10 protein-coding genes and 1 pseudogene are annotated in these 11,249 nt (G+C 69.5%); 4 read left to right on the top strand and 7 right to left on the bottom strand.

From position 1 onward, the window contains the following. The 5 genes and pseudogenes from MFF30_RS13295 to MFF30_RS13275 form a co-directional block, all read right to left on the bottom strand. Nucleotides 1-751, bottom strand: a pseudogene (locus MFF30_RS13295) (hypothetical protein); the annotation flags it as partial. A gap of 106 nt (nt 752-857) precedes the next feature. After that, a complete protein-coding gene (locus MFF30_RS13290) occupies nt 858-1,289 on the bottom strand; it encodes a hypothetical protein (RefSeq protein WP_373320899.1) in 432 nt (143 codons plus the stop codon). 171 nt (nt 1,290-1,460) lie between these two features. Further along, nucleotides 1,461-1,847 carry a hypothetical protein gene (locus MFF30_RS13285; protein WP_238279892.1) on the bottom strand — a complete coding sequence of 129 codons (387 nt, stop codon included), beginning with the start codon at nt 1,845-1,847 and terminating at the stop codon, nt 1,461-1,463. Between the two features lie 66 nt (nt 1,848-1,913). After that, nucleotides 1,914-3,773, bottom strand: a complete 1,860-nt coding sequence (locus MFF30_RS13280) for a methylmalonyl-CoA mutase subunit beta (RefSeq protein WP_238279891.1) — start codon at nt 3,771-3,773, stop codon at nt 1,914-1,916. Between the two features lie 178 nt (nt 3,774-3,951). Then, nucleotides 3,952-4,755, bottom strand: coding sequence for an undecaprenyl-diphosphate phosphatase (locus MFF30_RS13275; protein WP_238279900.1), 804 nt, complete (start codon nt 4,753-4,755; stop codon nt 3,952-3,954). A 259-nt stretch (nt 4,756-5,014) separates the two neighbouring features. Here MFF30_RS13275 and MFF30_RS13270 point away from each other — a divergent pair, with 259 nt between their 5' ends. The 3 genes from MFF30_RS13270 (at nt 5,015) to MFF30_RS13260 (ending at nt 7,778) form a co-directional block, all read left to right on the top strand. Next, on the top strand, nt 5,015-5,707 hold the full coding sequence (locus MFF30_RS13270) for a glutathione S-transferase family protein (protein WP_238279890.1): 693 nt from the start codon (nt 5,015-5,017) through the stop codon (nt 5,705-5,707). A gap of 68 nt (nt 5,708-5,775) precedes the next feature. Then, nucleotides 5,776-6,921 carry a tRNA epoxyqueuosine(34) reductase QueG gene (queG, locus tag MFF30_RS13265; protein ID WP_283205895.1) on the top strand — a complete coding sequence of 382 codons (1,146 nt, stop codon included), beginning with the start codon at nt 5,776-5,778 and terminating at the stop codon, nt 6,919-6,921. After that, entirely contained in the window at nt 6,918-7,778 is an 861-nt protein-coding gene (locus MFF30_RS13260) for an SDR family oxidoreductase (RefSeq protein ID WP_238279889.1), read from the top strand. The genes queG and MFF30_RS13260 overlap by 4 nt, the downstream gene beginning before the upstream one ends. A 6-nt stretch (nt 7,779-7,784) precedes the next feature. Here MFF30_RS13260 and olsB read toward each other — a convergent pair whose 3' ends face one another. Together olsB and MFF30_RS13250 are read right to left on the bottom strand one after the other, a co-directional pair. Next, entirely contained in the window at nt 7,785-8,825 is a 1,041-nt protein-coding gene (gene olsB, locus MFF30_RS13255; RefSeq protein WP_238279888.1) for a l-ornithine N(alpha)-acyltransferase, read from the bottom strand. A gap of 200 nt (nt 8,826-9,025) precedes the next feature. Beyond that, nucleotides 9,026-9,415, bottom strand: a complete 390-nt coding sequence (locus tag MFF30_RS13250; RefSeq protein ID WP_238279887.1) for a DUF2267 domain-containing protein — start codon at nt 9,413-9,415, stop codon at nt 9,026-9,028. A 156-nt stretch (nt 9,416-9,571) separates the two neighbouring features. Between MFF30_RS13250 and MFF30_RS13245 the strand changes: the two genes are divergently transcribed. Continuing rightward, complete coding sequence (locus MFF30_RS13245; protein ID WP_238279886.1) at nt 9,572-11,107, top strand: helicase HerA-like domain-containing protein; 1,536 nt, start codon at nt 9,572-9,574, stop codon at nt 11,105-11,107. Nucleotides 11,108-11,249: the final 142 nt, after the last annotated feature.

Raw genomic sequence — 11,249 nt, 5'->3', positions numbered from 1 at the left:
GGTCGTTGATCGCCTTGAAGCCGTCGAGGTCGATGAGGAGGAGGGTTCCGGTCTCGGGCAAGGCCGCGAGATGCAGTTCGAAGGTCGCCCGGTTGGCGAGGCCGGTGAGAAAGTCGAACTCCGCAAGGCGGCGAATACGCTCGGAGCTGAGCCGCTCGTTCGTGATATCCTGCTTCAGGCCGAAGATGCGCACCGGCACGTCGTTTCGGCATTCCACCGTGGCGGTGATGCGGATCCAGCGCCGTGCGCCGCGTCGACCAACGATCTCCGTATCGAGACTGAAGCTGGAGCGGCGGGCGATGGCCTCACTGCGGGCGGCGACAAGCCGTCGACGCGCCTCGTCGGGATAGCATCCCAGGGCGATCGTGCGGTCCGGGGTCGAACCACGCGGGAACTCGAACAGGTCGTAGACGGCGCCGCTCCAGCGAAGCGTCTCGCTCGGTAGGTCGCATTCCCAGATGCCGATCTGCGCGGCGGCGGCGGCACGGTCGAAGGTCGTTTGAACCTGCGAGATGTGATCAGCCTGAGCCCTGATCAGCGCGGCCTGCGCACCGATCTCGGCACGCAGCGCGGCGATCGTGGCTGCGTCGCGGGCATGTCGGGTGTCCGCCGCATCCATCACGCGGTGCGCAAGTTGGAGAGCGGCCGCGGAAAGCCCGTGGTCCGTGCGGCCGAGAAACTCCGATTCGGGCCGCAAGGTCTCGTGTTGCGTTCCTTGCAACTCCTGCGTGGCCGAGCGTGTGGAGACCATGCAAAATTGTTCCGAAGCCGCCAGGAACGCCTGCTTCGCTCAGGATCCCCGCGCGATGACCGTAGCAGAACCGAGGTTAAGACAATCGTCTTATTGCCTCGCGATCCTATTCTGCCGGCTTGTCCGCCTCGGAGGCATCGCCCTTGTCGGCCGGAGGCTCGGCGCTGGCCATGGCCTTGCGCTCCAGCATGGGCTGCAGGCGCTCCGCGAGCTCCCGTCCGAGATGGCGCGTATAGGCATTCTGGAAGTAGCGCGTGCCGGTCCCGCGTCCATAAAGCTGGTCGTGCGCCTGGATCATCGCGTCGACTTCCGGCCGGCAGAGGAATCCCGTCACGCTCGCCGCCTCGTACCACCGGCCGGCGCGGGCATGGCGTGTGGCGGCGGGATTCGCCAGCACCGTCTCGGCGAAGCAATCCGTCGCAGCCTTCTCCAGGGGTGACATCACCGCGTGGGGCTGCACGGGGTTGCGCCCGGCCGCGACCGCAACGCTGCCCAAACCGAACGTCATCGCCAACGCGCCGAACAGCAAAGCCTTCATCGTGGGAAGCCCCGTGCGAAATCGATCTCGATTCGCCGTCAGTATTCCCTGCCGATTTGGTCCGGAGAAGGGCAGATCACCGCGACGCATCCACTCGGATCGCGATGGCGGGGCATTGTGGCTCGTCCACCACAAGCTTCTTGCACAAGCTTCTTGCACAAGCTTCTTGGGTCAGCCCCGGCGCTCGGCGTTCCAGCGCCCGCTGCAGGCGATCAGACCGGTCGTATTCCAGGTGCCATTGCCGACACCCTGCCGTCCCAGGCGACCCACCACGTCGGCGGCGTCGTTGCCGCGGGAGATCACGGCCCGGACCGCGCCGTTCTGAGAGACTCGTCCGCTGATGTTGAACTCGCCGCCGGCGTAGCTCGCCTCGCCGCGACGGATCTGGACGCCGTAGCGGTAGGCGCGATCACAGGGGCCGTCGAGGGTGACCACCTCGATGCTCCAGGTGCCGTCGTAGCGGTTCGGCACCTGGACCTTCTTCTTGGCGGCGTCCGCAATTCCGGCAGAGGCAGTCAGAAGGGCGAGGGTGGTCACCGCGAGGGCTGCGCGTCGCATGGGATTCCGTTCGTGTTTCGAATCGACTGGGCCAGGAACGACCGTGGCGACGCGTCGGTTGCGCGCCTACGCGTTCGTCGCGTGCGCCAGCGCTCCTGTCAGCAGCGCCAGAACGTCGCCACCCGCGTGGAGATAACCGTCGACGCCCGCCGCCTTCAGAGGCTCGGCGAGGTCACCCGCCTTGCCGGCGAGGTAGAGCGTCGTCGCGCCCGCCGCTTTGAGGGCACGGGCCGCCTCTACCGCATGGGTGGCGTAGAGGGCGTCGGACGAGCATAGGCAGGCGATTCGGGCCCCCGAGGCGCGAAAGGCCTCGGCCAAGGCCGCCGGATCGGTGAAGCCCTCCTGGTTCACCGCCTCGATGCCGCCGGCCGCGAAGGCATTGGCGGCAAAGGTCGAGCGGGCGTTGAAGACGGCCACGGGTCCGAGATTGGCCAGGAACACCGATGGGCGGTGCCCGTGCGTGGCCAGCGCCGCATCGGAGGCATCGCGCAGGGCCTCGTAGGGCTCGGCGAGGCGCAGGGAGGGGAGGGGGGGCGCGGAGATGGCCGCCCCGCCGCCGAAGCCGCTGGCCGGGGGGGCGGCCACGGGTGCGACATCCAGCACCGTGACGGGCTTCTCGGCGAGGTAGGGGAATTCGCTGGCGCCCGTCAGCGCCTCGCGCCGGGTGGCGACGTTCCGGGCCCGAATCGCCTGCGTGGCGGCGATCCGCCCCTGGATCGCGCCGGCCCGCAGGCTCGCGACGATGCCGCCCTCGCGCTCGATCTCCTGGAAGGCGGCCCAGGCCGCCGTGGTCAGCTCGCCCGTCAGCGTTTCGAAGCTACCGGCACCGGCGGCCGGGTCGGCGACCCGGGCGAGGTTGGATTCCTCGATGAGAACGATCTGGCTGTTGCGCACCACCCGGCGGGCGAAGGCGTCGCTCAGGCCCAAGGCGGCCGTGTAGGGCAGGGCGGTGATCGCGTCGGCGCCCCCGAGGCCCGCCGAGCAGGCGGCCATCGAGGTGCGCAGGATGTTCACGAAGGGGTCGCGCCGGTTCATCATCCGCCAAGCGGTCTCGGCATGGAGGCGGAGTGGCTTGGGGGACAGGCCGCAGGCCGCTTCCACCCGGGCCCAGAGCCGCCGCATGGCCCGGAACTTGGCGATGGTCAGGAACTCGTCGGCATCGGCGGTGAGCAGGATCGCGACGGCATCCCGGGCGCGCTCCAGCGCGTGTCCGTTGGCCTCCAGGGCGCGCAGGTAAGCCACGGCGGTGGCGAGTACGGCCGCGAGCTCGGCGGCCTCGCTGGCCCCGGCTTCGTGGTAGGGCCGGCCGTCGGCGAGGTAGGCGCGACCCGTGAAGCCCTCGGCATCGAAAGCCGCGAGGGTGCGGCCGAGTTCGGCCCCATAATCATCCGCCAGGGAGCCGCCGGCCGCGAGGGTGCCGATGGGGTCGAGGCCGAGGTCGAGGTCGAGGCCCTTCAGGGTCTCGCCGCGCGCCTTGACCACGTCCAGGATCAGGAAGGCGGCTTCGATCCCGCGCGCGCCCGCGTCCAGACGGGTGGCGATCAGGGGCAGCATCACGTTGCCGAGGGCCGCGTCGAGGTCGGCGGCATTCGTCGCGGTAAGGCCGTAGCCCCGCGCGGCGGGGGCGCCGGCGAAGACCAGCGTCAGGGCGTCGGCGCCGCCCTCGAGATCGGCGAGCGCGAGGGCGCTCGCCTGGGCGCCGTCCGGGTGGTCGACCCGCTGGGAGACCCGCCAGGGGCCGGGTGCCCGCACGGGCTGCGCCACCGGCGCCGCAGCGTCGTAGAGGGGTTCGATGCGGATGCCGTCGGCCGTCTTCGAGACGAGGCGCTTCTCAAAATTCGCTCCCTTCAGGACACCGTCGACGAGGCCGAGCCAGCGCTCGCGGGTCGCGGGCGGAAACAGGTCGGCGAGGGGACGGTCTTCCATCGGGGCTGGCCTCCGCAGGTGCTTGGCTCCGGCCAAGCGGCTTGGCTCCGGCCAAGCGCGGCCGGGCTGTCTTTCCGGACAGCCCTTGCACGCCGTCGCGCGCGGACGCAATCGCCCTCTTGTCTTGTATTTTAAATCCCAATCCGCCGGGGCACCGGCCCCGGTGGTCCCGGGCCGGTCAGCCGAAGATGATCAAGCCCGCGAAGCCGAGCGAGCCGACGATGATGCGCCACCAGGCGAACAAGCGGAAACCGTGGGAGGCGACGTAGTCGAGCACCGTCCGCACCACGATGAAGGCCGAAATGAAGGCGACGATGAAGCCGATCACGATCAGGCCGGTGTCGTCGCGCGAGAGGTTCTTGTAGTTGTCGAGCAGATCCTTGGCGAAGGCGCCCGCCATGGTGGGGATCGCGAGGTAGAACGAGAACTCGGTGGCCGAGCGCTTGTCGGCACCCATCAGCATGGCGCCCACGATGGTGGCGCCCGAGCGCGAGACGCCGGGAATCATCGCGAGACACTGGAACAGGCCGATCTTCAGGTCCATCGGCAGGGTGAAGTCGAACACGTCGCGCTTCTTCACCTCGAGGTCGGTGTCGTCGAGGACGAGAAGGACGAGGCCGCCGGCCACCAGGGTCGCGCAGACGATCCAGGGGTTGAAGAGGTAGAATTTGATGTATTTCGAGAAGAGGCCGCCGATGATGGCCGCCGGCAGGAACGCCAGCAGGATGCCGGCCACGAACCGGCGCGCCCTGGGGTCGTTGGGCAGCGCCAGGGTGATGCCGAGCAGCCGCCGAAAGTAGACCGCCAGGATCGCCAGGATGGCGCCGAGCTGGATCAGCACCTCGAAGGTGTTGTTGGGTGACTGGAAGCCGATGAAGTGCCCCACCAGGAGCTGGTGCCCCGTGGACGAAACCGGAATGAACTCGGTCGCCCCCTCCACCACGGCGAGCACGACCGCCTTCGCGATGCCCATCGCATCCATCATCTCATCGCCTCGACGGTTGGGGTGTCTGGGAAGGCCCGGCCGGTGACACGCTCTGAGCCCGGTGGTTCATCCGGCGGCGCTTCCATCGCGGATCGAACGTGATCCATCAAGGTTGACGGATAGTTATCGCGTTCGCGACGGTCGTGTTAATGAGGCGGCAATGATCGGGCAATAAGTCTTACCCGGCCGACCATCCCCGCCGGACACCGACGCGGTTCGTTCCTCCGGCAAACTTCCCCCGTGCGAAACGGCCTCGATGGCGACGCTTTACCACTCCCCCTTCTGTCCGCATTCCCGGTTCATCCGCCTCGTCCTGTCCGAGATGGGGATGGAGCCGACGCTGATGGAGGAGCGTGCCTGGGACCGGCGCGAGGCCTTCCTGCTGATCAACCCGGCCGGGACCACGCCGGTGCTGGTGGAGCAGACCGGTCTGGCCGTGCCCGGCGCCGGCATCATCGCCGAGTATCTCGACGAGACCCGGGGCCTCGGCCTCAGCGGTCGGCGCCTCCTGCCCGAGACGACGGCGGCGCGGGTCGAGGTGCGCCGCCTGCTCGACTGGTTCCTGGTGAAGTTCAACGCCGAGGTCACCGAGTACCTCGTCACGGAAAAGATCTCGAAGCGCTTCATGAACAGCGCCAACGGCGGTGGCCCGCCGGACATGCATGCCATTCGGGCGGCGCGCACGAATGTGCGCTACCACATGAAATACATCGGCTACCTGATGTCCCGCCGGAAGTGGATTGCGGGCGACCATCTGACCTATGCGGATCTCGCGGCGGCGGCCCACCTCTCCTGCGTGGATTATCTCGGCGACGTGCCATGGGACGAGGACGAGACGGCGAGGGACTGGTACGCGCGGGTGAAGTCGCGTCCGTCCTTCCGCACGCTGCTAGCGGACCGGGTGCCCGGCATGGCGCCGGCCGACCACTACGCGAACCTGGATTTTTGAACGCATCACCACCGACGCAGGCAGCGCGGTCGACGAAGGCGCCGCGCAAGATCCTGGTGGGCGCCGACCTGCGCCGGGCCGTCGAGGCACGGGCGCGCCTGCTCGGGTTTGAGGCGGTCCGCGTCACCCGGCCCGACGCCGTCCCTGAAATCCGGGACAGGCTGCCCGCCTGGCTCGCGGACGGCCACCACGGCGAGATGGACTGGATGGCGGAGCGTGCCGACCAGCGCGCCGACCCCGCCACCCTGTGGCCCGGCGTCCGCAGCGTCATCGTGCTGGGCATGAATTACGGTCCCGAGGGCAACCCCCTTGCGCTCCTGGCGCGGCGGGAGCGGGGCGCCATCGCGGCCTATGCCCAGCGCCGCGACTACCACGAGGTGGTCAAGGGCAAGCTGAAGGAACTCGGCGGCTACCTCTCCGCCAAGGGCGACGTGCGGGTGAAGGTCTTCGTCGACACCGCGCCCGTGATGGAAAAGCCGCTCGCCGCCGCCGCCGGACTCGGCTGGCAGGGCAAGCACACGGTGCTGGTCTCGCGCGACCTCGGCAACTGGCTGCTGCTCGGCGCGATCTACACCTCGGCCGCGCTGGAGCCGGACGCGCCGGAGGGCGACCATTGCGGATCGTGCCGCCGCTGCCTCGACATCTGCCCGACGAACGCCTTCCCGGCCCCCTACCAACTCGATGCGCGCCGCTGCATCAGCTACCTCACCATCGAACATGCGGGGCCGATCCCGACCGAGTTCCGCGCCGCCATCGGCAACCGGATCTTCGGCTGCGACGATTGCCTGGCGGTCTGTCCCTGGAACAAGTTCGCCGCCGTGGCGGCGGAGGGGCGCATGGCCGCTCGCGCGGACCTCGCCGCGCCGCCGCTCGCAGACCTCGCCCGCCTCGACGACGCGGCCTTCCGCGCGCGCTTCGCCGGCACGCCGGTCAAGCGCACGGGGCGCGACCGCTTCCTGCGCAACGTCCTGGTCGCGATCGGTAATTCCGGCGCGCCCAGCCTCGCGGACGCGGCGGAGGCGAACCTGTCCGATCCCTCGCCCCTCGTGCGCGGCATGGCGGTGTGGGCCCTCGGCCGCCTCATCGACCCGGCGCGGCTGCGGGACCTTTTCAACGCCCGGGGTTTGGGCGAAACCGACGGCGTCGTCCGGGACGAGTGGCGCCTCGCCCTCGATTCCGGCGGCTCCGGGATGCCAGGACACGCCGCCTCATGAACCTTTTCGTCTTCGGTCTCGGCTTCACCGCCCGCCGCTTCGTCGAGCGTGCCCGTAGCCGCTTCGACACGGTGTGCGCCACGGTCACCGATCCGGCGCGGACCGGCCCGGGCGCTATCGCCGAGATGCGGGCCTTCGGGCCGGATTCCGACGACCCTCGCATCGCGGCCGATCTCGCCGACACGGATGTTCTCCTGGTCTCCGCGCCGCCCGGGCGCGATGGCGATACGGTGCTGAATCGCTACCGCGCGGCCATCGCCGACAGCCGTATCGGCTGGATCGGCTACCTCTCGACCATCGGGGTCTATGGCGACCACCAGGGCGCCTGGATCGACGAGGAGACGGCCCCGAGCCCAGTGAGCGGACGCTCGCGCGGACGTCTCTCCGTCGAGAACGACTGGCTGGCGCTGGGCGCCGAGACGGGCAAGCCCGTACAGGTGTTCCGTCTGTCGGGCATCTACGGCCCGGGTCGCAACCCGATCGTGAAGCTGCGCGAAGGCAAGTCGCAGCGCATCATCAAGCCCGGTCAGGTCTTCAACCGCATCCATGTGGACGACATCGCCACGACGCTGCTGGCCTCGATCGACCGGCCGCGCAACGGCGCCGTCTACAACGTCACCGACGACGAGCCGACGCCGCCGCAGGTCGTCACCGAATACGCCGCCAAGCTCGCCGGGCTGCCGCTACCCCCGGAGGTCGATTTCGAGACCGCCGACCTCAGCCCGATGGCGCGCAGCTTCTACGGCGAGAACAAGCGGGTGCGGAACCTCCGCATCCGGGAGGAACTCGGCGTCGACCTCGCCTATCCGACCTACCGCGAGGGCTTGGCCGCCCTCGTGGCGGATGCCCGGGCCTGAGGCCGGTCAGGCTGCCTGCCGGTTCGCCGCCGGCCCGAAATGGTCGCGATAGCGCGCCGCGATCGCCGAGACCGGCAGTACGACGAAGACGTCGGTGGTGCCGAACTGGTGGTCGATGACGGCGCCGTCGCCGAAGGTGGCGCCGACGCGCAGGTAGCCCTTGATCAGCGGGGGGAGCGCCTGCAGCGCCGCCTTCGGGTCCACGGCCTCGCGGGCGAGGCGGTTCATGGGCACGTAGCGCTCGGGCAGGGCGCGGGCGCACCAGCCCTCGGCGGCCCGGGCATGGTGATGGAGGAAGCTCAACGGCAGGGCGAGCCGCTCCGGGTCCGTCCCCTCCAGGCTGGCGCAGCCCAGCATGGCGTCGATGCGGTGGTGTTGGACATAGGCCCAGATGCCGGCCCAGAGCAGTTCCACCGTCCGCTTCGTCCGGTAGGGCTTCAGCACGCAGGAGCGGCCGAGCTCGAGGAAGCGGGCACCCGGATTGGCCGCCATCACCGGAGCGATGTCGTATTCCCCCGCCGTGTAGAAACCGAAATGGCGGTCCGCCGCGTCCTGGCGCAGGAGCCGGTAGGTGCCGACCACCTTCGGCCGGGGCCGCCGGAACGGCTTGGCGGCGAAGGGCGTCGCGTCCACGGCCGCGTGGTCGATGACGAGGAGATGGTCGCAGACCGCATCGTAATCGTCGATGTCCCGGCGCGACAGCATGGCGAGGCCGCTCGGAACCGCCGACATCTCCTCGTAGAACACCCGGTAGCGCAGGCGTTGCGCCCGCCGGATCTCCGAGACAGTGGTGGCGAGCCGCACCTCCAGGCTGCCGATGCGCCCGAGGGTCGGCGCGAGGCCGGGCGCGGCCAGGGGCTTCTTCAGGCGTGGCTTGAACCGGATCGGGGCGGCTCCTCCCGGCGGGAGCAGCAGGCCGCGGGGACGGAAGGCCGGCAGGCCGGCTTCCGCGGTGCGCTGCTTGAGCCGGGCGAAGGGGGCGTGCACGTGCGCCTCCCAGCCATTGAGCCACGCCGTGGAGGCATCGCGCGCGAAGTTCGGGACCATCGTCCAATCCGCCCTGTCGGGACACCGAGGCGGCTCCGCGGGAGCCCATGGCCTCGTGCCTTCGAGGGGCCACAACATCACGAAGCGCACACGCTTTTATGACACGGATTGCTGTTTTGCCAGAGGGGTTTGCGAAGTGAGGAGCCCGGTCCTCCGTCGAGCCCGCGATGGGTAGTCGCCGAAGGACCGGACTCGGGATCTCAGACGAACTGGTTCAGACCCGGGATCGAGCCGACGATCGGCCCCATGACGTCCTCGCCGGCCTTCTCGCGGCCGTAGGCGAACAGCTCCTGGCCGAGGGGCTGCATCTGGCCCATCGGCACGCCGGCCGACATCAGCTTCTGGCCCAGAGCCATCACGCCGCCCCCGCCCATCATGCCGCCGAGCATGCCCATCAGGCCCCCGCCGCCCTCACCGGCGTTGGAATCGGCGATCGCGGTCTCGGACCCGGGCAGGGCGCCGAGCAACTGGCTGACCTCGGTGGCCGGTCCCTCCTTCTGGAGGAAGGCCAGGATATGGCCGATGGCGGTCTGGGCCGTCGCGGCATCGAGGCCGGTCCGGTTCGTGACGCGGGCGATCAACTCTTCCATCTTCAAACAGCTCCAGCACGGTCGGGACCTAGTCCTTCCGGCCTCGCCGCCGCGAAATCAAGGCCGGTCCGCGAGGCGCTGGAAAATGACGCGGGCGCGGCCCATAACCGTCGCGGTCGATGCCGCGCCCCGGCCGGCAATGAGGAGCGGACGGTCATGCAGGACGACGGCACGATCCTGGTCGGCAAGGCGCCGCTCAGGGATGGCAGCCTGAAGGCCGAGGGTCTGACTCTCCGGCTCGCGAACCGCCACGGCCTAGTGGCGGGCGCCACCGGCACCGGCAAGACGGTGACCCTGCAGGTGATGGCGGAGGGCTTCTCCAACGCGGGTGTCCCGGTCTTCGCCGCCGACATCAAGGGCGACCTCTCGGGGTTGGCGGCGGCGGGCGAATCGAAGCCGGTCTTCGTCAAGCGGGCCGAGGAACTCGGAATCCCCTACGAGCCAGACCGCTTTCCGACGGTGTTCTGGGACCTGTTCGGCGATCAGGGCCACCCGATCCGCTGCACCGTCATAGAGATGGGGCCGCTGCTGCTGGCGCGCCTCCTGGAACTCAACGATACCCAGGAGGGCGTGCTCAACATCGCTTTCCGGGTGGCCGACGACAACAAGTGGCCGGTCCTCGACCTCAAGGACCTGCGCGCGCTCCTGCTTCATCTCACCGAGAATCTGAAGGCGATCTCGGGCCAGTACGGCAACGTCTCGGCGGCCTCCGTGGGCGCGATCCAGCGCCAACTTCTGATGCTGGAGAACCAGGGCGCCGACCGGTTCTTCGGCGAGCCGGCCCTCGACCTGAACGACTTCATGCGGGTGGACCGCGAGGGACGGGGCATCGTCAACATCCTGGCCGCCGACAAGCTGATGCAGCGGCCCCGGCTCTACGCCTCGTTCCTGCTCTGGATGCTCTCCGAACTCTTCGAGCAGCTTCCGGAGGTCGGCGACCTCGATAAGCCCAAGCTGGTGTTCTTCTTCGACGAGGCGCACCTTCTGTTCGACGACGCTCCGAAGGCGCTCCTCGACGCGGTGGAGCAGGTGGTGCGCCTGATCCGCTCGAAGGGGGTCGGCGTCTATTTCGTGACGCAGAATCCCCTCGACGTGCCGGAATCGGTGCTGGGCCAGCTCGGCAACCGGGTGCAGCATGCCCTGCGCGCCTTCACGCCCCGCGATCAGCGGGCTGTGAAGGCCGCCGCCGAGACATTCCGGCAGAATCCCGGCTTCGACGTCGCCAAGGCGATCACCGAACTGGGTGTCGGCGAGGCTCTGGTATCCTTCCTCGAGGCGAAGGGCACGCCGTCGGTCGTCGAGCGCGCCCTGATCGCCCCGCCGCAGGGCCGCGTCGGACCGATTACTCCGGCCGAGCGCGCCGAGCTAATTGCCAAAAGCCCGGTCCGGGGCAAGTACGACCAGTCGGTCGACAACGAGAGCGCCTACGAGATGCTGGCCGCCCGCAAGGGCTTGGACGGCGGCGGAACCGATGGCGCGGAGTCCGGCGCGGGCGGGCTGGGCGGAATGCTCGGCGGCTGGCTCGGGGGCGTCCTCGGCGGCAAGCCCGCCGGCAAGGGCGGCCGCCGCCCGGCCCCGGGCCTCGCCGAGCAGGTGCTGGGCAACGCCGCCCGCTCGATGGCCCGCAAGGTCGGCACGGAGGTCGGCAACGCGATCCTGCGGAACGTGCTCGGCGGGCTGACCAAGCGGTAGGCCGCCGGGCGCGGTACTTCGCGCCAGCATTGACAAATCGCCCCGTCTCCGCCTATCCACCGCCTCTCGCGCGGCTTCCTCGACGAAGTCCGCGCGTTTCGCGTTCGCGCTCGGCCCAGACGACAAGTCTCGATTCGGTGCC

This window comes from Methylobacterium goesingense, assembly GCF_022179225.1.
Taxonomy (GTDB): Bacteria; Pseudomonadota; Alphaproteobacteria; order Rhizobiales; family Beijerinckiaceae; genus Methylobacterium; species Methylobacterium goesingense.
Note: the sequence above shows the minus strand (reverse complement) of the source record. Positions and strands in the feature narration are given on the sequence as shown.